We start from the raw sequence: 25,176 nt of genomic DNA on the forward strand, positions 1-25,176 counted from the left end.
TCCGCGCTTCCTAAATATTCTCGAATGGCTGGTACTTTATTTTTTCGCAAGTCCCTTGGTTGATTGATGCAAGTGCAAATTGTCTGCATTTGATATGATTGAGCATCGACTAATACCCTCCTCTTACGGAGTGTGGGGCACTGGAAAGAGTTTTTCTAACCCAATGCCCAATGCCCAATGCCCAATCCCTTTTAATATGCCTCGGTTTGTTAGGTTAATCATCAATATAGTAGTCTTAGGTGCATTGTTATTCATATCCCAGCAAGTTTGGGCGCAAGACTGGCGTCCGGTTCGCGGTGGCATCCCTTTCGGTATCAGTGGTATAGCTTTGATAGAGCAACAAAGCAATAGGCTCGATTTTCTGATTGTCCATGACAACAAACAAAAAAAACAAGGTCGTTTAGCAATTATTACGATTAAAGGTAAAAGGCAGCCTGAATATTTCCCCTTGAATTGGCCAAATAATACAGAATTGCCCATTGACTTAGAAGCTTTAACATCTGTTCCAGAGAAAACAAAATCTTCTTTTATCGCTTTAAGCAGTTCTGGGAAAGCTTATCACATCCGGTTCGAGCCTGCCAACAAAACCATCTCAGTTCTCAAAGAATTCAGTCTACCAGAAATTATTCAAGGGAATAATTTTGAAGCATTTGGATTACAAAATATAGATAGTAAATTAATTGCTATTTGGGGGCATCGAGGTGAAGGAGAACAACCAGCAACTATTTTTTGGGGAATATTTGACTTGGCTAAATATCAAATTACCCTCGCAGGTTCTGCCAATCTGAAAGTACCGTTTCCATCTGGCAATGTTCGCCATATTTCAGATATTAAAGTAGACCCCGTAGGAATTGTATATATCACTTCAGCAAGTGATGCTGGAGATGATGGCCCATTTCAGTCAGCTGTGTATGTCGCTGGTTACTTGGGATTGCGTGGCAACAAAATTGTATGGCAGCAAAATTCTCAATTTGTTCCTCTCTACCGCTCTGATTATCACAAAATTGAAGCTATGGAACTTGTTCCCGGTGCAGAAGGCGGTGTAGTGGTTGGTACAGACGACGAGAATTTGGGTTCTTATGTGTACATTGTGGGTGGAAGTAGCTGAACAGAGATCGGCAGAAGAAAGGAAGGACAATCAATCGCTTGTCGATCACAAGCAAAAGTTGAATTTCTCAAGCAGCTTGGCTGTCATCGAGCGATTAATTACTCTCAAGAAAATCTTGATGAAGTTCTCAAAAAAGAATATCCCCAAGGCATTGACTTAGTTTATGAATGCGTTGGGAGTGAGTTGTTTGATATATGTGTTGATCACCTGGCACGGCGCGGTAGATTAGTTATCGTCGGATATATTTCTGAATACTTATCATCCGAACTAGAGTTGGTAAACCGTCCGAGAATATACAACAAATTAACGTGAGTTCGATGGTTATAAAAAGGCAAAAAGCTTGCTAGATATGAAGCATAAGAAATTGAGTAGGTATTGCGATCGCTAAGATTGATTGAGAATCGGCAAAAAAGTCACAAAAAAACACCGAGACTAAAAATATCTTAGAAAAATCAACGTTAGGGCTTAGTCTACCATTGTATCTCGCCTCTCAAGTTACTGAATTATCTATTGAGCAAGTTCAAGTTTTACAAGAAGAGATTAAAAAATCTTAATTTTAATTAATTGCTTTATAAAATACGCGGCTACACAAGCAAAACCTGCATTCGCAGTTTTCAAAGTTTTTATTAATTCGCGCAGACGGACTTGGTTTGTATAGACGCGATTTTTAATCGCATTATTTAAATTTTCAAACTAAAATTCAGCATTTTGCGGTGTATGAGGAAAGGGAATCACATCACAAATATTTCCTATACCCGTTATAAAAACCCAACCTAAAACTAGCATGGGGAACGGTTCATCACCACACAAATAATGTGATAATATCTAATATTTATCAATCATTATTATTGTTTATAATCCTTAAGCCAAGGATAGTACACAAAGCTATTGCCAACTTATCTAAATAATTATCATCTAAATGATCAATCACTCTGATAATTCTTGATTTATCAACAACCCGAAGTTGCTTACAAAGCACAACAGAATCTTGGCTTAAACCACCTATACCAGCAGGTACAAACACATGAGAGGCTAAAATAGCGCATCTAATTTTTGAGGTGCATGGTGCGATAATGGTATGGGGACTAACAGAATTTGCCCGATCAATTTGCACTACTACAACAGGTCTAATGCCTGCTTGTTCTGTCCCAATAACAGGATTGAGATCACACAAAAGGACATCTCCTCTTGAGATATCTACCACTGAATTTCTCCACGCGCCAAGCGTTCTTCATAATCTTTTAAATTAGATAAATAGTCAGAAAAATCTGATTCCACTGTTTCCAATGACTCGCTAAACTGAAGCCATAGTTCCCAGTTATTACCGCTATGCTTTATTAATAGGAAGTCGATAAAATCACTTACTTCCTGAACTAAATCTTCTGGCATTTGCCGGATTTTACCAATGGTTTGGTCTTGTATGTTCATGATAAATATTTTCAGATGGATTTCTATTTATTCACAAAAATCAAAAACCTGGCGATTAGAAATGGCCAGGTCTAAAATTTAAAACTAAAACTCTGCACTTTGTGGTGTACGCGGAAACGGAATCACATCACGAATATTTCCCATACCAGTCATAAATTGCACGAGCCGTTCAAAACCTAGTCCAAAACCAGCGTGAGGGACAGTACCATAACGACGCAAATCGAGATACCACCACAAATCTTCTGGGTTTAACCCTTGTGCTAAAACGCGGCGTTCTAAGACTTCTAGGCGTTCTTCGCGCTGGGAACCGCCAACAATCTCGCCAATTTTGGGTGCGAGAATATCCATTGCGCGGACGGTTTTTTCATCGTCATTCAAGCGCATATAAAATGCTTTGATTTGCGCTGGATAATCTGTAACGATCACAGGCTTTTTAAATAATTGTTCAGCTAAGTAACGTTCGTGTTCTGATTGTAAATCTAAACCCCAACTCACAGGATATTCAAATTTGACATCAGCTTTTTCTAAAAGTGCGATCGCTTCTGTATAACTTAAGCGTTCAAACTGATTATTAATAATATTTTCGGCTGTTGCCAACACAGATTTATCAATGCGTTCATTGAAAAATTCCATATCTTCTGGGCAAGTTTCCAACACATATTTAAAAATGTGTTTGAGAAACGCCTCAGCTAAATCCATATCACCTTCTAAGTCACAAAAAGCTATTTCTGGCTCAACCATCCAAAATTCTGCTAGGTGGCGCGAGGTGTTGGAATTTTCTGCACGGAAGGTAGGACCAAATGTGTAGACGTTAGAAAACGCCATCGCCATCACTTCTGCTTCCAGCTGGCCGCTAACTGTTAAATATGTGGGTTTAGCAAAAAAGTCTTGGCTGTAATCTACTGCTTGGTTTTCTGTGCGGGGAATATTCTTTAAATCTAAACTGGTAACGCTAAACAGTTCACCCGCGCCTTCGCAATCGCTAGCAGTGATGATCGGTGTGTGTACCCACAAAAAGCCTCTTTCTTGGAAAAATTGGTGAATTGCTGTTGAACAAGCATTTCTGACGCGGAAAACTGCACCAAAGGAATTGGTACGCGATCGCAAATGTCCAATGGTTCGCAGAAACTCAAAGGAATGGCGTTTCTTTTGCAGGGGATATGTATCGGGATCAGCTTCTCCGTAAACTTTCACCGTCTCGGCTTTCAACTCAATTCGCTGTCCTTTACCCAGAGAAGCCACTAATACCCCTGTGGCCTCGACAGCAGCACCCGTATTTAATTTTTTCAATATAGCTTCATAATCTGGCAAATCCTGATTAATCACGACTTGCAAATTAGCTAGTGATGAGCCGTCATTGACTTCAATAAAAGCAAACCCTTTTGACTCACGTTTCGTCCGCACCCAGCCTTGCACTTGGAGGGACTCATCAGGTTGGCCACTTCGCAATATTTCTGCAATCCGTCGATTTACCATATTTATCCAGCATAAGACTTTAATATCCAGCCTATGATAACGCCCATTCCACCAAAGCGGACGACTTGCCAGAAAGGTTTTTTGAGGCTACGCCAAGAAAACAACTGGCTTTCTAAGTTTAGTTCTAGCATTTCCAACTGCCGTTGAATTTGCCGTAACTCTGCTTTGATTTCTGGTGTCTGAGATTTATTGTGCTTTAGTTGATCGCGGCGCTGTTGCCATTGTGCCTGTTGTTGGCGATCGCGTCGCACTTGATCGTAACGTTCTCTCAAGGATAGGAGCGATCGCTCTACTTCCTCTAGTTCTTGTTCAAAATCTGGTTCGGGATTTTCTGCTGACGGCTGTGATTGTTTAGACGGCTTCATGTACAAGTAGTAAACTAAGATTAAATGCGACCTGCCAACAGTCAAAATTAAAACTATGAGTTTTTGACTCAGCACGGGCTAAACGCCCCGCTTCCGCTAACAGCACTCATCACTCAGCACTCATAATTATGTCTCAATCTACTCAGCTGCCTAAAACCAGTCAACTGAATGAACTTACTACTCTGGAACTAGCTCAAGCCCTTATGGAAAGGCTGACTATTTCCCCTAATGATTGGCATCGCCTCAAGTCTAACCGCAATTCCCGCGCTAATGAACAAGTGGCAGCAGCAATTGTGTATCTTTTAAAGAATCAGCCAGAAGAAGCTCAAGCTAGATTACAACAAGCAGTTGGTTGGTTAGATCGCTCCATTTGTGCCCCTCCCTGTCCGACTCACGGAAAATAGAGAGTAGGCAATAAAAATCAATCAACCAATAACTTTCTCCCCTTCCCAGACGCGATTAATCGCGTCTCTACTAGCCCTGTTATCGCCGCAGAGATAATCCCCGGCGATTTTCCATTTGTTTACAAAGCCTCAATTCTGTTCCTTTGCGGTTCCACTCTACCTGATCAAAAATTTGATGCAGAAGACATAAACCACGGCCATTTTCTGACTCATCTGGTGGAAGATAGTCTGTTGGTTCTTCATTACTAGTAGATGAAGGAGTAAAGCCACTACCCTGGTCTGATATTATCCACCAATATTGATTATCTATTACGGAAAAACGAACTACAACTGTTTTACTCGGATCGAGATTATTACCATGTTTAGCTGCGTTTACTAGGGCTTCTTGAAGTCCTAGCCGCAGTTCTGCTTGTAATCGTGCTGGAATTTCTGCCAACAATAAGTCTAAGATGGGACAAAGGTAGAGGGTTGAGGCAAAACTAATAGTGCCCCAATAACGTCCAACTGGACGGAGTGAAATAGTAATCACAAGAGAAACCCCATAGCTTTCAGTTAGCTAGACATCAGTTTGCTATTACAGTCACCCTGATAAAACTTGAGGTGGTCATGCTGCCTTCAAACTTGCGTCTTTAAAACTAAATTTTGAAAATGCTAGGGAGCATTGGCTCTATAACTATGAATTGGGATTGTTTAGGTATATAATATCGGCTGGAATAAGTTTGATAATGAAGTCAGCAAATTAAGAATATGCTGTTAATTTTAGAGAGTATTGTCATACTCTAGTTAGTTGCCGATTTATAATTTACACAATCTTCTTCATGTTTTTAAGAACCCATGCAACTTGAATTTATTTAAACAAAATGAATTTTTATTTTTGGCTTAATTCAATTTTAGCATCTTTAGTATGCACTAGACTAAAATTTTCAAATTTCAGTTTTTTTGAAGGAATTACTACCCTTGTCAAAATGTGATAGCACAAGAAAGGCGGCAGTTTCAACATGAGCAGTTTGAGGAAAAAAATCAGCAGGTTGTACCCGTGTGATGGTATATTGCCCATCTTGGCAAAGCAATTTCAGGTCACGGGCGAGGGTAGCTACTTTACAGCTGACGTAAACGATCCGAGATGGTTTCAATTGCCGTAAAGTATCTATGACTGCGCGATCGCACCCCTTACGTGGCGGATCGAGTATTACTACTTCTGGTATTGTGCCCATTTTGGGAAGCAATTTCTCTACTGCGCCGACTTGGAATGTCACATTATCAATTCCGTTGCGGTGGGCATTCAAAATTGCTTGTTCTACTGCTGCTGGTTGCACTTCTAATCCTGTAGCAATACGTACTTTTTTGGCGAGGGGTAAAGTTAAAGTCCCAATACCACAGTAGGCATCAACTAGGAACTCATGCCCTTGAAGATTGAGTTCTGATTGAATTACCTGCAATAGTGCCTCTGCTGTTTCGGTATACACTTGGAAAAACGTATCTGGGCGTACTTGAAATTCCAGTCCAGCAAAATTTTCACGCAGGTGGGGTACTCCAGCGATGCAACGGGTTTCTGATCCAAAGATAGCATTTGTGCGATCAGAGTTGCGATTGAGCGACACTCCCACTAACTGCGGATAGCGCTTTAACCATTCCTGGGCTTGGGTTTCAATTCCTGATAAATTCCAGTCCTTCACCACCAAAGTCAGCAACATTTCCCCTGTGTGTCGGCCAATGCGTAAACCGAGATGGCGAATTTTTCCTTGGTGGCGCTGTTCATCGTAAATTTGCCAACCTTGCTGTTGAATATCCTGTTTAACTTCGGCAAGTAAGGGATTTAATCGTGAGTCTTGGACTGGACATTGATTTAAATTAATTAATTGGTGACTACCTTTTTGATAGTAGCCAGCCTGTACTTGTCCTGTTGCTGATGTGCCCAGAGGATATGTAGATTTATTACGGTAGCCGAAAGCAGAAGGGGCGGCGAGTACCGGATCTACTGGTGATTGGGCAAAACCGCCAATGCGTTCCAAAGCTTGAATAACTTGATTTTGCTTGGCTACTAGCTGGTAATCATAATTAATATGCTGCCACTGGCAACCACCGCACTTATCAGCCACAATACAACTGGGTCGGATACGGTGAGGAGATGGTGACAATAGCTGTTGGAGCTTACCGTGGGCGTATTTAGGTTTAACATGAACTAAGCGGACAATGGCGCGATCGCCTGGGACAGTATCTGGGACAAACACTACACGTTCATCAGCGCGTCCCACACCATCGCCTGTATCACTCAGGTTAGCGATCGTCACTTCAATTAATTCACCCTGTTGCCAAATTATTTTTGTCATTTGTCATTTGTCATTAGTCATTGGTCATTGTCCCCTTCATTTCGCCTACTCCCTACTCCCTACTTTCCCCAAACAGATAAATTCAATACATAAGTAGCTCCTATCCCTTCACTTGTGTACCTCCAACTCGCTAAACTAACAGATAATATTTCAGGTGATTTCAATAATCATGACTGTAATTAGCCAAGTTATTCTCAAAGCTGACGACGAACTGCGTTATCCCAGCAGTGGCGAACTTAAAAATATCAAAGACTTTTTGCAAACCGGCGTAAAAAGGACGCGGATTGTGGCTACCTTAGCCGAAAACGAAAAAAAGATAGTTCAGGAAGCAACCAAACAACTTTGGCAGAAGCGTCCTGACTTTATCTCCCCCGGAGGTAATGCTTACGGTGAACGCCAACGCTCTCTATGTATCCGTGATTTTGGGTGGTACTTACGCCTAATTACCTATGGTGTACTTGCCGGTGATAAAGAGCCAATTGAAAAAATCGGTTTGATTGGTGTGCGGGAAATGTACAATTCATTGGGCGTTCCCGTGCCTGGAATGGTAGAAGCGATTAATTCCCTCAAAACAGCCTCCCTTAGCTTACTGAGTGCAGAAGACGCTGCCGAAGCAGCACCTTACTTTGATTACATCATTCAAGCGATGTCTTAATACAAAGTGTGTGCTGGTTCTAGGAATATACTTTCGGTCTACTAGAGTGAGTGCCAGGTATTAGCACTCGATAGGCATAAAATCCCCAATTTGATCATACCTTCCCCACATTTGGTAGTGGCTGTGGCAATATCTCTGTCAAGTTACCAACCAGTTGTGGGGAAATTTTATGGATATGGGCATGGGGCACTTGTACTGAGTGCGTAGCTCTCGTAGAGAAGTATTGGGCATTGAGCATTGGGCATTGGGCATTGGGCATTTAACTAATGACTAATGACTAATGACTAATGACTAATGACAAATACAAAAAACCGACAGTCCTTGATTAAGGCTGTCGGCTATTAAGTGTGTTCCCTATTAATGACTCGGCTAGAGTTCAGTTGTCATTAATTATGCCTAGTTACCGATCGCTGGGAGACGATCCTAATCATCGATATGTGTGATTCTCGTCACTTGATTGTTACATCTAAACTGCATATACCCGAATAATCTCTGAGTGGACACTAGATTCACGTAAGTAAAGGAGCTAGAAATTTCACTGAGATTAAAAAATCAAGTTATCTTTAAAGACTAAAGCATTTGGTGTAAGATGGATATCCGTGCCTAAAAGCTTCGATTACTGTTGACCTGGAAGCCCTCACTCAGCGCGATAAGCTAGAGTTAGCAGCAGAACTGATTCACAACGTCTTGCAACAAACCTAGCTTGGGGTAAGGATGGCAACAGATCAAAAGCACAGCAATTATTTATCAGAAGCCGAAAGCCGTTTGCGTCAACTTTCTCCTGAAAAGTTGCGAGTAGCAGTTGCAATTATTGCTTATCTACAAAAAACAGAAGAAAACGAAGCTACTGAAAAAATCTTATTAAATATTCCTGATTTTGCCAAATATTTGCGCGAAATTGAACAAAATGAAGACAAATTAGAAAATACTGCCTCAAATCATATTGCCTCAGATGAAGAAGTATGGCAGACTTACTTAGCAGTTGAAAAAAAATGGGAAGAGGTATTCCTTCAGCTTGCAGACTCTTAAATTTCTCACTATTTCTCAAGTCTTAGATATTCACCAACGCCAAATTCAAAGATTTGGTGGAACATCAGGTGCTAGAGACGAAGGTTTGCTAAATTTAGCACTAGCACAACCTCAAGCTACTTTTGGCGGTGAACTTCTCCATCCAACAATTCATAAGCAAGCAGCAGCGTACCTTTACCATTTAGCAATGAACCATCCGTTTATTGATGGCAATAAGCGTACCGTTTTCGCTGTTATGCTTACTTTTTTGAACTTAAATGGCTACACTCTCAACCTATCTCAAGAGCAAGCTTACAACTTGGTGATTCAAGTAGTTCAGAAAGAAATATCCAAAGAAGAATTATCTGCATTTCTGGAACTGTACTTACAGGGCAAGTAAATCGATAGAATAATGCTCTGTCCCCCCAGAGTGCATTACTTCCATGACTGCAACCTCAAAACCAGCCTTTTCCCCCCAAGAAATTGCTGCTGAAGGTCTTAAACCAGAAGAATACGCAGAAATTGTCCGTCGGCTAGGCCGTCATCCCAACAAAGCTGAACTGGGAATGTTTGGCGTGATGTGGTCAGAGCATTGCTGTTATAAAAATTCTCGACCTCTACTCAAACAATTTCCCACCGATGGCCCCCGCATCCTGGTGGGGCCTGGTGAAAATGCTGGTGTTGTAGACTTGGGTGATGGACTCCAACTAGCTTTTAAGATTGAATCTCACAACCATCCCTCAGCGGTAGAACCCTTTCAAGGAGCTGCAACGGGAGTCGGAGGTATTCTCAGAGATATTTTTACAATGGGTGCGCGTCCCATTGCCCTATTAAACTCGTTACGCTTTGGTTTCTTAGAAGATCCCAAAACCCAACGACTGTTTAGCGGTGTGGTGGCAGGAATCTCTCATTATGGTAACTGTGTGGGAGTACCCACCGTTGGCGGCGAAGTTTACTTTGACTCTGCTTACTCTGGAAATCCTCTGGTGAACGTTATGGCACTAGGGTTGATGGAAACGCGAGAAATCGTCAAATCTGGAGCATCTGGCTTAGGCAACCCCGTGTTGTATGTTGGTTCCACCACTGGGCGCGACGGCATGGGAGGCGCGAGTTTTGCTAGTGCAGAATTGAGCGATCAATCCATAGACGATCGCCCTGCTGTGCAAGTTGGCGATCCCTTTTTGGAAAAGTCGTTAATTGAAGCTTGTCTGGAGGCATTTAAGACGGGTGCAGTTGTCGCCGCCCAAGATATGGGAGCAGCGGGAATCACCTGTTCTACCTCAGAGATGGCGGCAAAAGGCGGTGTAGGAATTGAACTAGATTTAGATAAGATTCCCGTCAGAGAAATAGGGATGGTTCCTTATGAATATCTGCTTTCGGAATCTCAAGAACGAATGCTGTTTGTTGCTCATAAAGGGCGCGAGCAAGAATTAATCGAAATTTTCCATCGGTGGGGACTTCAAGCCGTTGTCGCCGGGGCAGTCATCGCTGATCCTATTGTGCGAATTCTCTTTCAGGGTGAAGTAGCAGCAGAAATTCCCGCTGAGGCTTTGGCGGAGAATACCCCACTATATAACCGGGAGTTACTGGCAGAAGCACCAGAATATGCGCGTCAAGCTTGGGAATGGGCTGCTGATTCCCTACCTCCTTCTACAACTGCTGGAATAGAACTTCCAGGAGGACTGCAAAGTTGGAATGATATTCTCTTAACTTTGCTCGATACACCCACGATCGCTTCTAAAAATTGGGTATATCGTCAGTATGACCATCAAGTACAAAATAATACAGTCATGCTGCCAGGTGGTGCAGATGCAGCTGTTATTCGTTTGCGCCCCCTTGAAGAGGATAGGGGGCGAAGGAGCGGGGGGGCAGAGGAGCAGAGAAGAATTCACAATGTCCAACGCGGTGTTGCGGCTACGGTAGATTGTAATCCTCGTTATGTTTATCTTGACCCCTACGAAGGAGCTAAGGCAGTAGTGGCAGAAGCTGCACGCAATCTTAGCTGTGTGGGCGCAGAACCTCTGGCGGTGACGGATAACCTAAATTTTGGCTCTCCAGAAAAACCCATTGGTTACTGGCAATTGGCAGAAGCTTGTCGCGGTTTGGCGGAAGGTTGTCGAGAATTGGCAACACCAGTCACAGGCGGAAATGTCTCTTTGTACAATGAAACTCTTGATTCTCAAGGCATCCCACAACCCATTTATCCCACTCCTGTTGTCGGTATGGTGGGCTTGATTCCTGATATAACCAAGATTTGTGGTCAAGGTTGGCAAGCATCCGGCGATGTGATTTATCTTCTCGGATTGCCTCTGGCATCTAAAATCAGTTTGGGAGCATCTGAATATTTAGCCACTATCCACAATACTGTTGCCGGAAAACCACCACGGGTAGATTTTGACTTGGAACGTCGCGTCCAGAAAGTTTGTCGTGAAGGAATTCGTAATGGTTGGGTACGTTCAGCCCACGATTCTACTGAGGGAGGAGTGGCGATCGCCATAGCCGAATGTTGTCTTGCTGGCAATCTTGGTGCTGAAATCAATTTAGAAATAGCACCAACACAGTTAAACCGCCTTGACGAGGTGTTGTTTGCCGAAGGTGGTGCCAGAATTTTAGTTTCTGTAGCATCAGCACAACAAGAAATTTGGGAATCATATTTACAGGAACATCTGAGTCGAGAATGGCAGAAACTGGGTGTAGTTGGTAATTTTGAGACGGGTTTGAGGGTTTTCACCACTGATAACCAAACCTTAATCAAAGTTAGTATCGAAGATATGAATGATCGCTACTTCCATGCGATCGCCAGACGTCTCGCCATCCATACCACTAACCCTGAAGAAGTTAGGAGTTGAAAGTGAAGAGTTAGGAATAAAAAGCATAACTCCTAACCCCTCACTTCTAATTCCTCACTCTTTTATTAGCGTCTCTGAGCAAATTTACGGTACTGTTTTAATGGATGGTTAAAGATTTGTTAAGAACTCCGCAGCCATCTATATAATCCCAGTGACTGACTACCAATTTTAGATTTTGAATTTTAGATTTTGGACTTTCCTGCGGAACGCTACGCGTAGCTTGCTTCTTTGAAGGAGTATGGCTACGCTCAGTCGAACGATTAGGGGCGTTGCTTTTAGTTCATATTTTGCTCTTACTGGGCAAAAAAATCTAAAATAGCCATTCTTAAATCCCAAGCCGCATCCTTACTACGGTGCGATCAATCCAAAATCGTCAATCTCAAATCCAAGATTGATTGACCCCCCCATCAGGAGCAAAGCTAGCATGATTTCTATTCATTCTGTCACTTCGGATGAATACCCCGACCAGACCAACAACCCAATCAATAGTCATGAAAATCAGCCTGACAAGCCAGAAGAAGCTTGTGGTGTTTTTGGGATCTACGCCCCAGGAGAAAACGTTGCTAAACTGACCTACTTTGGATTGTATGCCCTCCAGCATCGGGGTCAAGAATCAGCTGGTATTGCCACTTTTGAGGGTACAAAGGTACATCTCCACAAAGACATGGGCTTGGTGTCTCAAGTTTTCAATGAATCTGTCTTGGATCAATTGCCCGGTAGTCTTGCTGTTGGTCACACTCGTTATTCCACCACAGGTTCTAGCCGCAAAGTTAATGCCCAACCTGCAGTACTAGAAACCCGTTTAGGTTCATTAGCTCTTGCACACAATGGTAATTTAGTCAATACTGTGCAATTACGTCAAGAGTTGCTTGAGAATAAATGTAACTTAGTCACAACAACAGACTCAGAAATGATCGCTTTTGCGATCGCCGAAGCCATAGATACGGGCACTGATTGGCTAGAAGGTGCAATTCAGGCATTTCACCGTTGCCAAGGAGCCTTTAGTTTAGTTATTGGCACTCCCGTCGGCGTTATGGGTGTTCGCGACCCTAATGGAATCCGCCCCTTGGTAATCGGCACTTTGGCTGGTAATCCAGTCCGTTACGTTTTGGCTTCCGAGACTTGTGGTTTAGACATCATTGGAGCCGAATACCTGCGAGACGTAGAACCAGGTGAATTAGTTTGGATTACTGAAGAAGGTTTAGCTTCTTATCATTGGAGCCAAAAGTCCGAGCGGAAATTGTGCATCTTTGAGATGATTTACTTTGCCCGCCCTGATAGCGTTATGCACAACGAGAGTTTGTACAGCTACCGGATACGGTTAGGGCGGCAACTAGCTCAAGAATCTAATGTAGATGCCGATATTGTTTTTGGTGTTCCTGATTCTGGTATACCTGCTGCCATTGGATTTTCTCAAGCTTCTGGTGTCGCCTACATGGAAGGACTGATTAAAAATCGCTACGTTGGGCGAACCTTTATTCAGCCAACCCAAATGATGCGCGAGTCGGGTATCCGCATGAAACTCAACCCCCTCAAAGATGTACTGGCAGGGAAACGAGTAATTATTGTAGATGACTCGATTGTACGGGGTACTACCAGCCGTAAACTAGTCAAAACCTTACGTGACGCAGGTGCAGTAGAAGTACACATGCGAATTTCTTCTCCGCCTGTAACTCATCCCTGCTTTTATGGCATCGATACCGATTCTCAGGATCAGCTAATTGCTGCTACCAAGTCAGTAGCAGAAATTGCCGAGCAACTGGAAGTAGACAGCCTCGCCTATCTGAGTTGGGAGGGAATGCTAGAAGCGACACGAGAAGATACCAATAGTTTCTGTTCTGCCTGCTTCACCGGAGATTATCCCGTGGCGATTCCTGAGCAAGTGAAACGTTCTAAGCTGATCTTAGAAAAAGTAGTGGTATAAAGACTGGGGGATTAGGGAGATGAGGGATGAGTAATAACTTTTAACTCCCATTAAAGCCGAAGAACCCCACCCTGCCAAAGCTAGGCTTTGTCTCCCCTCCCCGAAAGCGAGGAGGGGATTAAGGAGTGAGGTGCAAGGTTATTCAATTACGAATTGTTACTGCTGGCTTCATCTGGGGATGATTCTGATTTTTCTGGCTTGAGTAAGGGGAAAGCGATCGCATCCCGAATACTGGCACAATCAGTTAATAACATCACCAATCGATCGATTCCAATCCCTAAACCACCTGTAGGCGGCATACCATATTCCAAAGCAGTCAGAAAGTCTTCATCTACACCTTGGGCTTCTAAGTCGCCAGCAGCTTTCCGCGCCGCTTGTGCTTCTAAGCGTTCTCTTTGATCGATAGGATCGGTAAGTTCTGAGAAGCTATTCCCAGTTTCTCGCCCGACTATAAATAACTCAAATCGTTCTACCAAACCAGGTACAGAACGGTGAGGTTTTGCTAGGGGCGAAATTTCTACAGGGTAATCAATTACAAAGGTAGGTTGAATTAAATTAGCTTCTACTTTCTCTTCAAAGGCTAAATTTAGTAACTTACCAATTGATTGGGCTTCATCTACACCAGGAATAGCAGCATTTTTGCCTGCTGTTTTTGCTTCTTCCAAAGTTTGGAAGGAATTAAAATCCAAGCCCGTAAATTCTTTAACTAAATCGTGCATTGTCACCCGCCGCCAAGGTGGTGTTAAATCTATTGGTTCCCCTTGGTAGGTGATTTCCAATGTGCCGAGTACCTCTTGGGCAACAGTAGTAATAATCCCTTCTGTCAGCGCCATCATATCGTTGTAGTCGGCGTAGGCTTGGTAAATTTCAATCGTTGTAAATTCGGGATTGTGTCGAGTCGAAATTCCCTCATTGCGGAAAACTCGCCCCAATTCAAACACCTTTTCAAAACCACCCACAATCAGCCGTTTGAGATGAAGTTCTGTAGCAATTCGCAGATACAACTCCATTTCTAAAGTGTTGTGGTAAGTGATAAATGGACGTGCGTCTGCACCTCCAGTCTCACTTTGCAAAACCGGTGTTTCAATTTCCAGAAAATCCCGCTGTTCCAAATAGCGGCGAATACCGGCAGTAATTTGGGCACGACGGCGGAAAGTTTGCCGCACTTCCGGGTTAACAATCAAGTCAACGTAGCGTTGACGATAGCGCTTGGCAACATCCGTTAATCCATGCCACTTGTCGGGTAGGGGCAACAGGGATTTAGTGAGGATAGTATATTGTTTAACGTAGACAGATAACTCGCCCTTTTCAGTCCGTTTAATAGTACCTTTGGCTCCTAATATGTCGCCTGCATCTGTAAGTTGCTTCAGGTGATTGAAGGCATCAGCATCAATATCTGCCATACCTTCTTGGATGCGATTTTTATCCAGATAAAGCTGAATTGTACCGGTTTCATCTTGCAAGGTGAAGAAAGCCAATTTACCGAAAACGCGACGCGCCATAATGCGTCCGGCTATGGCAACTTCTAAATCAACTTCTTCACCACTGACTAAATCGGCAAACTTTTCTTGCAACTGCGCTGCATGATGGGTAGATTCCCAACGATAGGCATAAGGGTTAGTCCCTAGCTGCTTGAGTTGTTCTACTTTCTCCAGCCTCGCGGCTCGGATATCTTCTTCCGACATGATAACGAACTAAATAGGGCAAGATTAATTATAGATGCTGCCAAAGTTGAGAGTAAGGGATAATCGCCTAAAAGTGATGTGCGATGGCTAAAGGAAATACAATGACACAAACTAGAGTGCGCTTGTGGACTGTAAACGAATATCACCGCATGTTTGAAACCAGTATTATTACAGAGGATGAACGAGTAGAACTGATTGATGGGCAAGTTATCCCGATGAGTGCCAAAAATCCCCTTCATGCAGCGACAACACTAGTGTGCATCTGAATTATCTCAAGCGATCGCTAGTAGAAGTTGCCTTAGTTCGGGTGCAAAATCCCATTCAGTTGAGCCAATACTCCGAACCTGAGCCAGATATCGCTAAAATCTTGTTGCCACACTCTCCCACGGGCCATAGTACTCCCATTTCCCGACATCCCACACATAACTGTAATTTTTTTTTGCTTAATACTTGACAGTTTTTAGTAGTATATTTTACTGTATACATAGCGTGTTGAAAAATCTATAGTGGGCGGTCAAGTCTCTTATAAAAAAACATTGCCAAGTATAAAAATTTCATTAAATTTTCCTTAACTGTCTTAACTGTCCTTGCGTCTTTGTCAAGATTTTGAGATATTAAATTGAAAAATCAATTCAGATAGAAACTTATGACAACCGAGCAAGAGCTTCAATCTCTTTTTAATACCTTAGATGGCGATCAAGACGGCAAAATCTCCATTAATGATCTTTTTTTAAGTCCTGGCTTAAGTGCAATCATCTCATCAGAAACAAATACCACTAGTCCCCAGGAGTTACTAGTAGAGTATGATTCAGACAAAGACGGTAGTATTACCTTTGAAGAGTTAAAGGAAGCAGTTGAGAAAGCAAATAATTTAAACTAGCAGTCAAAAAATCAAGGCCACACTCACCCCAAAATCCCTCTCTAGCCCACACTAAATCCCTCTCTAGGCAACTATTGAGGGATTTGCCTTTATTTGCTCCTTAGTGACACTTTGCTATCCTCAAGAATTCATTCTAGCTAGTAATAACCTACCATCGACTCTGTAGCCACCTCTGTGAGGGTTTTCGATTGGTTAATGGTTTTGACTATTCAACATTAGAGACAGATCGCAAACAAAAAGTGCCTCTTTATACTACAGCAGGAATTGCTGACTACTGGATTTTGGATGTGAATCAGCGTCAGGTTTATGTTTTCCGCGAACCAAGCTTGAAAGGTTACAATCTTGAATTTATTTTGCAGAAAAATGCAACGTTATCCTTGATTGCATTTCCAGAAATTGAAGTCCAGATTAGTCAGTTGTTTCCATAAGTTCTACAAATCCAACCTTTATTTCTCTCCTATTGTCAGCAAATGTCTAGATGAAATAGCTTTCATTTTCAAGTTAGTAAATTGCACGATCGCCTTTACCAAATCTTGCTGTTCTGGTTGTAAATTTAGTTTTTCTAGCGCTTGCTTGATATTATTACCAGCCCGGAGATTGTGATTAAGTTGGTCACGCTGAGATGAGTTTAACACTGCCGCAACTTCCCTATTTCTTCTCTGACGCACAGCCTGGAGTTCCTGGCGTTGTAAGGGAGTTAGCCTAATGTCCGACGAGGTGGAGTAGCTTGCAGTTTTGGTACTTTGGGCAAAAATAACACCATAAGTCGTATTAATTTGAACGGGTGCAGCTAAGGCAATTCCCGGCATGAAGAGGACAAGAGCAAGAATATTAGCGAACATAGACAGCCGTTTTGTCAAGTAAATTGCCATATTGAGAAATACCTAGTACAATCTGGCGGAAGTTTGCCTACCTTTAACAAGTTGCTCAAGTAACTTATCTGGTTAATTAACCTCCAAAACCAGAAATTAAACGCTTCAGGGCACGACCAGCAACATCGCCATACCGCAGTTCTCCACACATAATCTTACCCATGATCTGGGGAGCCGAGGGATGCTTAACACCAACTTTGTAGCCAATGTTGGAAAACCGATAGAATGCTCCAGCTAATTTTTGCGCCCAAGCCATTTCAGCACCCAACTCTTCATTAATGGCTTCGCTATATTTTTCTAAAGCGTTAGTGTCACCAGAAAGTGCTTCATTAATGGTTGCGGCTGCGAGTAAACCACTAAAAATTGAGGGGCGAATGCCTTCTGCTGTCATGGGATCAACCACACAAGCAGCTTCCCCAGCTAAAACCGCATTTTGGGTGTGCAGCTTTTGATTACCATCCCAAATACATAGGGGATGACCATATTGTTTGCCGGTTTTGAGGTCTACATTCAACGATTTGGCGTACTCATCCAAAATCTTTTTGAAGTCCTGGGGTTGACGACCAATAAACGTCCCGACACCTATGGAATAACCATCAGCTTTGGGGAAGTTCCAGAGATAGCCGTTTTTGACCAAGCCAAACTCAAAATGAATTACGGGTTGATTTTCTATAATGCCAGGGATTTCTGCCTCTAAAGCCCCTGTGAGCAAACGTTTACGTTCTTTGAAACCTAGCCATTTTGCCATTGATCCTTTGGCACCATCAGCCGCGATTAAATAGCGACCTGTAACTGGGCCATTAACTGTGTTAACTTGCCAATAGTCACTTTGAAATTCAATACCAGTTACTTCCGTACTATCTCGTAGTTCAGCCCCTTGCTTCTGTCCTTGCTGCACTAGGAAATGGTCAAAAATATCTCGTCGCACCATCCAGACTGGTTCTTTGGTGGCGATTTTTGCTTCCACGGGGTCGCCCAATTTCCAGGTAAAACGAAGGGAGTTGGCTTTCACAGAAATCGCTGGGCTAAAATCAAAGTCAAACCATTGAGCGATCGCTGGAGATACACCACCACCACAAGGTTTATATCTTGGCAGAGATTCTTTTTCCAACACTAATACTGAGCGACCTTGTTTGGCTAAATGATATGCAGCTGTTCCACCAGCTGGCCCAGCGCCGACGATGATGCAGTCGTACATATTGAATTTTTGCTCCAGAATTAGTTTATTTTCTATTGAGATACTCGATCAATTTTTGTTAGATACCTAAGAAATGATAAAGGCTGAAGAATTTATCCATTATCCTTCAGCCTTTATGCTTAAGACTTTAGACTTTAAACAGTCGTGATGTCTTTTTCTTTTTCTGCCAACAGCGCGTCTATTTTGGCGTTATACTCGTTTGTCAGTTTTTGCAAGTTGTCTTGTTGGTCTTTTGATTCATCTTTGGAGATTTCAGAGGCTTTTTCCTGTTTGCGAATGGCGTCTATGGCATCGCGGCGAATGTTGCGAATAGCAACACGACCCTCTTCAGCATACTTGGATGCCATTTTGACGAATTCTTTACGGCGTTCGCTCGTTAAGGGCGGAATATTCAACCTGATTACAGAACCGTCGTTACTGGGTGTTAAACCCACATCTGAGAGGGAAATAGCCTTCTCAACGATGTTTAGGGTGTTGCGCTCGTAGGGTTGAATTAAGATTGTCGTAGCATCCGGCGTGCTAATATTTGCCAGTGATTTTAAGGAAGTAGGCGAACCGTAATAGTCCACTAATACCTTATCTAATAGACTCGCATTGGCGCGACCAGTGCGAATCGAGTTAAAAGCTCGTTGAGTTGCCTCAACGGTTTTTTGCATCGTACTTTCAGCTTCAGCTAATTTCACAAGAACCTCCCACAAGGGTGCCGATGGATTCTCCCAAGACTGCTCGGTGGATGTTACCTCGCACCGTTAGGTCAAATACTAGAATTGGGATATTATTTTCTTTACACAAGGCGATCGCAGTACTATCCATCACCCGCAAATCTTTGGCTAAAACGTGCGCGTAGGTTAAGCTATTGTAACGCTTGGCGTCAGGATAAATATGAGGATCGGCATCATATACTCCATCTACTTTGGTGGCTTTAAAAATTACCTCAGCATCAATTTCTGCGGCTCTTAATGCCGCAGTAGTATCTGTAGTAAAAAAGGGATTTCCAGAACCAGCACCAAAAATTACCACCCGCCCTTTTTCAAGATGACGGATGGCACGACGACGGATATACGGTTCCGCTAATTCTTGCATAGCGATCGCAGTTTGTACTCGCGTCTGTACTCCTATGCGTTCTAGCGAATCTTGCAGCGTCATGGCATTCATTACCGTGGCAATCATCCCGATATAGTCAGCGGTTGCCCTGTCCATCCCCGCTGACGCTGCTTTGACGCCACGAAAAATATTGCCGCCGCCAACAACTATGGCGATTTGAGTACCAGTGGCTATCACCTCTGCTAATTCTTGTGCTATTCCTTTGACCACTTCGGGATCAATGCCATAGCCCATGTTGCCCATTAAGGCTTCACCGCTCAGTTTGAGTAAAACCCGTCGGTAATTCGTTCCCATGAAGTTACGCTTTATCAAAAAAGTTGCAATTGCCTCCAATTTAAGATAGCAGTTACAGGGACTATCTATGTCTAGTTACGCCAAATCAATGTAGTGCCGACTGGTTCTGTTTGTGGTATGGCTATTTCTTCACCTTTAAACAGAGAAGCGATCGCAGTTTTCAAATAATTCTCTCCCACTGATAATGGTTCTTGGGGATGATTATCAATTTTACCTTTGTAACGGACTATACCATTAGTATCGATGAGAAAAGCCGTTGGTGTTTTTGTTGCACCGAAACTACCGGTTACATCTTGCGTTGAGTCCCACAGGTAGGGGAAGTTCAACTGGTGACGTAGGGCAAAAGCTTTCATGTTTTCAAAGCTTGACCTAGTGTCGTAGTCAACATTACTACCATTCAGTCCAATTAGTGTGAAGCCTTTTGGGGCAAATTCGGCTTGAATGTTTTTTAGTCTGCCTAAATACCGGTCGACATAAGGGCAGTGGTTACACATGGAAATAACGCCGACTGCTCGGAACTTCTCAAGATAACGCCTGAGATGGTGTACTTGACCATCAATTCCTGGCAATTCAAAATCTGGTGCGTAGCTCCCAATGGGAGTATCAATTGTTTCTAGTAGATTCATAATTTCTGGCTCGCAGAACTAGGAACAAGAAAAATATTGTTAAATTCAGCGTCAGTTTCCAGTTGCAAACCACCCCTTAGCCGATGCCTCATATTCGCCAATCTTATAGACCCAATTTGCGATCGTAAATTGTGAAACTACTGAATATAGAACTGATGCTAATTCACTCACATCTACAAAATAGCCCAAATATTACTCATATTAGAGAAGTTATGATTCCTAATACTGACATAATCTCAGTTGTGAGTAAATTACCTCTATCAAAAAGACGAAAACTCTCTACACTGGATAAAATTATCAGCTTGATGCTAGTATTATCAGCCTAGAAGCTTTTGTGGTATATGTATAGGCTATCACTAGAGCAAAGGATGTATTTTGAAAATCTGATAAATTTTATGCAAATTAAAAATAATTTTACTTGTGCCTTGCTGCTGAAAAACTTTTAGCATTGTTTACATCAAATTTACCATGACAACCTCAAGTTCAAAAACATCACTTAACTCTACAAAAACCTGGATTTGGCAAGATTTTCCAATCTGCTATCAAACCCAAGGAACTACTGGGCCAGCTGTTGTCCTGGTGCATGGATTTGGTGCTTCTTGGTGGCACTGGCGAAAAAATATTCCCGTATTAGCGGAAAATTGCCGTGTTTATGCGATCGATTTGATTGGTTTTGGCGCTTCTGCAAAACCTCAACCTGGTGAAAAAATTACTTACACACTAGAAACCTGGGGACAGCAAGTAGCAGATTTTTGCCGTGAAGTAGTGGGTGAGCCAGCTTTTTTAGTCGGAAATTCCATTGGCTGTATTGTAGCTATGCAATCAGCAGTAAGCAACCCAGATATTGCCTTGGGAGTTGCTTTGCTCAACTGTTCTTTACGGTTGTTGCACGATCGCAAACGGGTAACTTTACCTTTATCTCGTCGTTACGGAGCGCCTCTACTGCAACGTCTATTATCTATCAAACCAGTTGGTGATTTCTTTTTCAATCAACTCGCCAAACCGAAAACAGTGCGGAAAATTCTGCTGCAAGCTTATGCGAATGCTGAGATGGTGACAGATGAGTTGGTAGATATTCTCACTTCACCAGCAAGCGATCCGGGGGCTGGTGCTGTGTTTCTTGCCTTTACTTCTTATTCTACAGGGCCACTACCTGAAGAACTTTTACCACTGTTAGCTTGTCCTGTGATTATTTTGTGGGGAACGGCCGATCCGTGGGAACCAATTAAATTAGGAAGAGAATTAGCTAACTTTCCGCAAGTAGAAAAGTTTATTCCTTTAGAGGGAGTGGGACATTGTCCACAGGATGAAGCGCCGGAGTTAGTCAATCCGATTTTACTCGATTGGATTTTGGAGCAAAAGACAGTAATAGACTCGGCAAAGCTAGAGGAATAATTTACATCAAGCTAACCCCCAAATTTATAGAATGTATATTGAAAATTGATTCTTCTTCTGCAATAAGTTAAAGGGAAAATACAGAAATCATATTTGGTTTTTGAAAAATTATAAGTATATGTAGTAGCTTGGTTAGGCTTGATGATTTGAGTATTATTAATTACCCATACTCTCGTTGTTTACATACAAAATTAATTTAATTAGTCTTTATGAATGGGTAATCCTAGCCAGTCACTTAGTTCAGTAGCTAACCAATCAAGTTCATCTTCAGACACCAAAGATATAGAAATTCTGTATTTATATTCCCCAGCAAAAATAATAATTTCAGATTCATATATACTACCCAAGTAGTCAGGTGCATAGTCAGGTAAAGAATTAAGTTTTATATGACGTTTAATACGTTCTAATTTGTTAATATCTTGCCTGTGATTAGAGTTATCTTCATATATCTTCACTCCCCAGATTTCATGACTTAAAGAAATTTTTTGCTGATTAATCTCTAGTCGTGTATTTGCCAATATCTTGACAATATAATTGGCAAATATAAAGAACATGGCTACGGCAAAAGTCCACCAAGGAATAGAGAATAAAGCTAAGACAATTTTAGAAGACAAATCAGCCCAATAAATACCAAAGAGAATTGCAACCAAGGTTATACTAGGAATCATAAACATTACCCCAAAGGTAATTAGAGTCACATAAGCTTTGCTAAGTCCTGGTGAGGGAAAGATGATTTCCAGAGACTCTTCATCTTTCCTTAATATGACTCTACTATTTTGTGGTTTTGGAATATCTGCCATGAAATCTCGTTTGCGCTTTCCAGTTGGTTTCTCGGCTGCGTCTCTGAAGATAGATTTGATCGCGTCAATGAGCATAAAAACAGCGATTCCAAGTCTAGACACTTAGAGTAGACGTGGACAGTTCGGCGCTTCCTATCTTCTAGAATAGCTAGTATTTTATTTCTTTATCAGTCCCTTAGTACTCAAGGCAATTACTAACTCAAAACTAACTGACTTAAGAAGAAAGCAAGGGCTGCACTACCCAAAGGAACTGTTAAATTGTCAATACCCAAAAATGAAACAGCCTCTAAAGCAGTAGCTATAACTGCCACTATCAGCGATATCGCCCAAGTTTGCCAACTGTTTCCTTGAGTTCCAACTAGAATCAAACTACAGACAACATAGCTAACGAGCATCATAGTTAGGGAGCCTTCCCAACTTTTTTCTGCCCCAAAAACTTTATACTTGTGTGTACCAAAGCGTTGCCCAATTAAGGCTGCTAATCCATCTCCCCAAGTCATTACCAAAATTCCGAGTGCTGCGTACTGGGGTTGTTGCAAGTACCAGAACCAGGCAACTAAAATACCGAAACTGACAGAGTAAAAAAATGTCCCTAAGCTTTGCCGTCCAACACTATTAATACCAGGAAGAATGGGCAATCGGTAGGATAATAAAGTGATTGCACTCGCTAAAATAGAAGCTGTAATCCCTACGCTAGCGGGAATATCTAGCCACCAAGCGATTAAAATCACATTACCAGTGCCAATATGAACTATCTTCCGCACGATTTCTGGCTCGTTGGCGAAGCGGTTTACCACCCATGCAATTAGAAGGATGAGTAACACCCAGATTGCAGCCAACGCAATTTGCAGCCAGAAAACCGGAATTGAGGTGAAGTCAGAAAATGTAATTAACAAAGATGCAACAAAATGAGAATTTTTACCCCTGTTACTAATTTATAAGATTTGGGTAGCTGCAATGAAATTATTATTGATTTGGCTGATTCGGGGCTACCGAATGTTTATCTCGCCGTTGTTTCTCCCGACTTGTCGCTTTCAACCAACTTGTTCGATGTATGCTATTGAAGCTATTGAACGATTTGGAGTGTTACGTGGTAGCTGGATGGCAACTCGGCGGATTTTACGCTGTCATCCGTTTCATCCAGGTGGTTACGATCCAGTGCCAGAGGTGGTAGAAAAGGTTAAGGAGCAATAATTTAGTACAAATGGTGGCGAATTGAGGATTGGAGTTTAAACGCAAAGGGGCGCGGAGGGAAGCGCAGAGGGACGCTGAAAATGACAAGAGCGGTAAATTATTAAAGGATGTGTTCGTGGGTATAGCTATTTGGGGAGATGTCAATAGCTGAGGTTGTCATCTAGCGTGGGAAGGTTGAATAATTTAATTTAGACTTCTCATGATTAATCTTACTGCGATTTCTATACCCGAACCACAAATTCCTACTCCTGGTCCGAACCCGCTACCTAGTCCCAATCCTGAGCCTAATCCACTACCTAGTCCCGAACCTGTACCGGGGCCAGCAATACCCCAACCCTTACCGGGGCCTGTACCAGAACCAGTACCTGCTCCCATTCCTCAAACAGTTCCAGCACCAATTCCCCAAACCATACCGGAACCTGTTTAGATTACCTTGGTAATGTAATCCAAAATCCCAAATCTAAAATCCAAAATGCTAAGAGCCGGAATTGTCGGACTTCCCAACGTCGGAAAATCTACTTTATTTAATGCTGTAGTTGCTAATGCTAAGGCAGAAGCAGCTAACTTCCCTTTTTGCACGATTGAACCGAATGTCGGCGTTGTCGCAGTACCGGATGAACGGTTAAATGTTCTTGCTAAGATTGCCAGTTCGGCACAAATTATCCCGGCGCGGGTTGAATTTGTGGATATTGCCGGTTTAGTTAAAGGTGCTAGTCAGGGTGAGGGACTAGGGAATCAATTCCTGTCCCACATCCGGGAAGTTGATGCGATCGTCCATGTGGTACGTTGTTTTGAAAATGACGATATTATCCACGTTGCTGGTTCTGTTGACCCAGCACGAGATATTGAAATCATTAATATAGAACTGGGTTTATCAGATTTAGCACAAATTGAGCGGCGAATTGACCGCACTCGCAAACAAGCTCGTACCAGCAAAGATGCACAGTTTGAAATCACAGTTTTAGAAAAATTAGCTGCGGCTTTAAATGAAGGTAAATCGGTGCGTCAGATGAGCTTGAATGAAGAAGAAACAGAAATTATTAAAGGATTAGAACTGCTCACTTATAAACCGATTATCTACGCCGCTAATGTATCTGAAGATGAGTTGGCAACTGGTAATCATTTTGTGGAAACAGTGCGACAAATTGCAGCAACAGAAAATGCCCAAGTTGTGATAGTTTCGGCTCAAGTTGAAGCTGAATTAGTGGAATTACCAGAGTCAGATAAAGCTGATTTCCTCGCATCTTTAGGTGTGGAAGAAGGTGGTTTGAAATCATTGATTCGGGCAACTTACATGCTTTTAGGCTTGCGGACATATTTTACCTGCGGTCCCAAAGAAACCCGCGCTTGGACAATTAATGCGGGAATGTCTGCACCTCAAGCTGCTGGTGTAATCCACAGTGATTTTGAACGGGGATTTATTCGCGCTGAAACTGTCGCTTATAAAGACTTGGTAACAACTGGTTCGATGAATGCGGCGAAGGAGAAAGGGTTAGTTCGCAGTGAAGGGAAAGAGTATGTTGTGCAAGAAGGGGATGTAATGTTGTTCCGATTTAATGTGTAGAGGTAATTAATGAGTGG

At 42.4% G+C, this 25,176-nt stretch carries 29 protein-coding genes; 15 read left to right on the top strand and 14 right to left on the bottom strand.

Annotation, left to right across the window (positions count from 1 at the left end):
- Nucleotides 1–196 precede the first annotated feature (196 nt).
- Together HWQ40_RS16070 and HWQ40_RS16075 are read left to right on the top strand one after the other, a co-directional pair.
- The gene (locus HWQ40_RS16070; RefSeq protein ID WP_292779554.1) at nt 197–1,108 is read left to right on the top strand and encodes a hypothetical protein; all 912 of its coding nucleotides are present in this window, start codon (nt 197–199) and stop codon (nt 1,106–1,108) included.
- Between the two features lie 33 nt (nt 1,109–1,141).
- Nucleotides 1,142–1,420, top strand: a complete 279-nt coding sequence (locus HWQ40_RS16075) for a zinc-binding dehydrogenase (RefSeq protein ID WP_334985565.1) — start codon at nt 1,142–1,144, stop codon at nt 1,418–1,420.
- A gap of 523 nt (nt 1,421–1,943) precedes the next feature.
- On the opposite strand, the gene HWQ40_RS16080 is transcribed toward HWQ40_RS16075, so the two are convergent.
- From HWQ40_RS16080 to HWQ40_RS16095, 4 genes are all read right to left on the bottom strand, one after another.
- Complete coding sequence (locus tag HWQ40_RS16080) at nt 1,944–2,312, bottom strand: type II toxin-antitoxin system PemK/MazF family toxin (protein ID WP_292779486.1); 369 nt, start codon at nt 2,310–2,312, stop codon at nt 1,944–1,946.
- Nucleotides 2,306–2,536 carry a DUF2281 domain-containing protein gene (locus HWQ40_RS16085; RefSeq protein WP_292779488.1) on the bottom strand — a complete coding sequence of 77 codons (231 nt, stop codon included), beginning with the start codon at nt 2,534–2,536 and terminating at the stop codon, nt 2,306–2,308. Before HWQ40_RS16085 ends, HWQ40_RS16080 begins: the two co-directional genes overlap by 7 nt.
- Nucleotides 2,537–2,620: 84 nt before the next feature.
- A complete protein-coding gene (asnS, locus tag HWQ40_RS16090; RefSeq protein WP_292779490.1) occupies nt 2,621–4,012 on the bottom strand; it encodes an asparagine--tRNA ligase in 1,392 nt (463 codons plus the stop codon).
- 2 nt (nt 4,013–4,014) lie between these two features.
- On the bottom strand, nt 4,015–4,377 hold the full coding sequence (locus HWQ40_RS16095; RefSeq protein WP_292779493.1) for a hypothetical protein: 363 nt from the start codon (nt 4,375–4,377) through the stop codon (nt 4,015–4,017).
- Nucleotides 4,378–4,505: 128 nt separating this feature from the next.
- On the opposite strand from HWQ40_RS16095, the gene HWQ40_RS16100 reads away from it, so the two are divergent.
- Nucleotides 4,506–4,781, top strand: coding sequence for a DUF6439 family protein (locus HWQ40_RS16100; RefSeq protein ID WP_292779496.1), 276 nt, complete (start codon nt 4,506–4,508; stop codon nt 4,779–4,781).
- Between the two features lie 79 nt (nt 4,782–4,860).
- Here HWQ40_RS16100 and HWQ40_RS16105 read toward each other — a convergent pair whose 3' ends face one another.
- Nucleotides 4,861–5,310, bottom strand: coding sequence for an anti-sigma regulatory factor (locus HWQ40_RS16105; protein ID WP_094348589.1), 450 nt, complete (start codon nt 5,308–5,310; stop codon nt 4,861–4,863).
- Nucleotides 5,311–5,704: 394 nt separating this feature from the next.
- Nucleotides 5,705–7,111: a 23S rRNA (uracil(1939)-C(5))-methyltransferase RlmD gene (gene rlmD, locus HWQ40_RS16110; protein ID WP_292779499.1), complete on the bottom strand. Its 1,407-nt coding sequence runs from the start codon at nt 7,109–7,111 to the stop codon at nt 5,705–5,707.
- A gap of 169 nt (nt 7,112–7,280) precedes the next feature.
- Between rlmD and apcD the strand changes: the two genes are divergently transcribed.
- The 5 genes from apcD (at nt 7,281) to purF (ending at nt 13,547) form a co-directional block, all read left to right on the top strand.
- Complete coding sequence (apcD, locus tag HWQ40_RS16115; RefSeq protein WP_292779501.1) at nt 7,281–7,766, top strand: allophycocyanin subunit alpha-B; 486 nt, start codon at nt 7,281–7,283, stop codon at nt 7,764–7,766.
- A 714-nt stretch (nt 7,767–8,480) separates the two neighbouring features.
- A complete protein-coding gene (locus tag HWQ40_RS16120) occupies nt 8,481–8,795 on the top strand; it encodes a hypothetical protein (protein ID WP_292779504.1) in 315 nt (104 codons plus the stop codon).
- The gene (locus HWQ40_RS16125) at nt 8,782–9,174 is read left to right on the top strand and encodes a type II toxin-antitoxin system death-on-curing family toxin (RefSeq protein WP_292779507.1); all 393 of its coding nucleotides are present in this window, start codon (nt 8,782–8,784) and stop codon (nt 9,172–9,174) included. The genes HWQ40_RS16120 and HWQ40_RS16125 overlap by 14 nt, the downstream gene beginning before the upstream one ends.
- A gap of 43 nt (nt 9,175–9,217) precedes the next feature.
- On the top strand, nt 9,218–11,623 hold the full coding sequence (purL, locus tag HWQ40_RS16130; protein ID WP_292779510.1) for a phosphoribosylformylglycinamidine synthase subunit PurL: 2,406 nt from the start codon (nt 9,218–9,220) through the stop codon (nt 11,621–11,623).
- Nucleotides 11,624–12,047: 424 nt separating this feature from the next.
- Entirely contained in the window at nt 12,048–13,547 is a 1,500-nt protein-coding gene (gene purF / locus HWQ40_RS16135; protein ID WP_292779513.1) for an amidophosphoribosyltransferase, read from the top strand.
- Between the two features lie 146 nt (nt 13,548–13,693).
- On the opposite strand, the gene lysS is transcribed toward purF, so the two are convergent.
- Complete coding sequence (gene lysS, locus HWQ40_RS16140) at nt 13,694–15,232, bottom strand: lysine--tRNA ligase (RefSeq protein WP_292779516.1); 1,539 nt, start codon at nt 15,230–15,232, stop codon at nt 13,694–13,696.
- 101 nt (nt 15,233–15,333) lie between these two features.
- Here lysS and HWQ40_RS16145 point away from each other — a divergent pair, with 101 nt between their 5' ends.
- The 3 genes from HWQ40_RS16145 (at nt 15,334) to HWQ40_RS16155 (ending at nt 16,540) form a co-directional block, all read left to right on the top strand.
- Nucleotides 15,334–15,498, top strand: a complete 165-nt coding sequence (locus tag HWQ40_RS16145) for a hypothetical protein (protein WP_292779519.1) — start codon at nt 15,334–15,336, stop codon at nt 15,496–15,498.
- Between the two features lie 380 nt (nt 15,499–15,878).
- Nucleotides 15,879–16,112, top strand: a complete 234-nt coding sequence (locus tag HWQ40_RS16150; protein ID WP_292779520.1) for an EF-hand domain-containing protein — start codon at nt 15,879–15,881, stop codon at nt 16,110–16,112.
- A gap of 188 nt (nt 16,113–16,300) precedes the next feature.
- Entirely contained in the window at nt 16,301–16,540 is a 240-nt protein-coding gene (locus HWQ40_RS16155) for a Uma2 family endonuclease (RefSeq protein ID WP_292779521.1), read from the top strand.
- Nucleotides 16,541–16,558: 18 nt separating this feature from the next.
- On the opposite strand, the gene HWQ40_RS16160 is transcribed toward HWQ40_RS16155, so the two are convergent.
- The 5 genes from HWQ40_RS16160 to HWQ40_RS16180 form a co-directional block, all read right to left on the bottom strand.
- Nucleotides 16,559–16,984 carry a hypothetical protein gene (locus tag HWQ40_RS16160; RefSeq protein WP_292779522.1) on the bottom strand — a complete coding sequence of 142 codons (426 nt, stop codon included), beginning with the start codon at nt 16,982–16,984 and terminating at the stop codon, nt 16,559–16,561.
- A gap of 76 nt (nt 16,985–17,060) precedes the next feature.
- Entirely contained in the window at nt 17,061–18,182 is a 1,122-nt protein-coding gene (locus tag HWQ40_RS16165; protein WP_292779523.1) for a geranylgeranyl reductase family protein, read from the bottom strand.
- A 134-nt stretch (nt 18,183–18,316) separates the two neighbouring features.
- On the bottom strand, nt 18,317–18,865 hold the full coding sequence (frr, locus tag HWQ40_RS16170) for a ribosome recycling factor (RefSeq protein ID WP_292779525.1): 549 nt from the start codon (nt 18,863–18,865) through the stop codon (nt 18,317–18,319).
- Nucleotides 18,852–19,580, bottom strand: coding sequence for a UMP kinase (gene pyrH, locus HWQ40_RS16175; protein ID WP_069074277.1), 729 nt, complete (start codon nt 19,578–19,580; stop codon nt 18,852–18,854). The genes frr and pyrH overlap by 14 nt, the downstream gene beginning before the upstream one ends.
- Before the next feature lie 71 nt (nt 19,581–19,651).
- Nucleotides 19,652–20,206 (bottom strand): thioredoxin family protein, encoded by a 555-nt coding sequence (locus HWQ40_RS16180; RefSeq protein ID WP_292779527.1) that lies wholly within the window; start codon nt 20,204–20,206, stop codon nt 19,652–19,654.
- A gap of 468 nt (nt 20,207–20,674) precedes the next feature.
- On the opposite strand from HWQ40_RS16180, the gene HWQ40_RS16185 reads away from it, so the two are divergent.
- The gene (locus HWQ40_RS16185; protein ID WP_292779529.1) at nt 20,675–21,601 is read left to right on the top strand and encodes an alpha/beta fold hydrolase; all 927 of its coding nucleotides are present in this window, start codon (nt 20,675–20,677) and stop codon (nt 21,599–21,601) included.
- A gap of 200 nt (nt 21,602–21,801) precedes the next feature.
- Here the strand turns inward: HWQ40_RS16185 and HWQ40_RS16190 are convergent, their stop codons facing one another.
- Both HWQ40_RS16190 and HWQ40_RS16195 read right to left on the bottom strand, forming a co-directional pair.
- Nucleotides 21,802–22,476, bottom strand: coding sequence for a hypothetical protein (locus tag HWQ40_RS16190; RefSeq protein ID WP_292779530.1), 675 nt, complete (start codon nt 22,474–22,476; stop codon nt 21,802–21,804).
- Nucleotides 22,477–22,595: 119 nt separating this feature from the next.
- Nucleotides 22,596–23,297 (bottom strand): diacylglycerol/polyprenol kinase family protein, encoded by a 702-nt coding sequence (locus HWQ40_RS16195; protein ID WP_292779532.1) that lies wholly within the window; start codon nt 23,295–23,297, stop codon nt 22,596–22,598.
- A 61-nt stretch (nt 23,298–23,358) separates the two neighbouring features.
- Between HWQ40_RS16195 and yidD the strand changes: the two genes are divergently transcribed.
- The 3 genes from yidD to ychF all read left to right on the top strand — a co-directional run bounded on the left by yidD (nt 23,359) and on the right by ychF (nt 25,159).
- Nucleotides 23,359–23,595, top strand: a complete 237-nt coding sequence (yidD, locus tag HWQ40_RS16200) for a membrane protein insertion efficiency factor YidD (RefSeq protein ID WP_292779533.1) — start codon at nt 23,359–23,361, stop codon at nt 23,593–23,595.
- Nucleotides 23,596–23,794: 199 nt separating this feature from the next.
- Entirely contained in the window at nt 23,795–24,022 is a 228-nt protein-coding gene (locus tag HWQ40_RS16205; protein WP_292779534.1) for a hypothetical protein, read from the top strand.
- A gap of 45 nt (nt 24,023–24,067) precedes the next feature.
- A complete protein-coding gene (ychF, locus tag HWQ40_RS16210) occupies nt 24,068–25,159 on the top strand; it encodes a redox-regulated ATPase YchF (protein ID WP_292779535.1) in 1,092 nt (363 codons plus the stop codon).
- The last annotated feature ends 17 nt before the right edge of the window (nt 25,160–25,176 follow it).

It is taken from the genome of Nostoc sp. NMS9 (genome assembly GCF_017114995.1).
Classification (GTDB): domain Bacteria; phylum Cyanobacteriota; class Cyanobacteriia; order Cyanobacteriales; family Nostocaceae; genus Nostoc.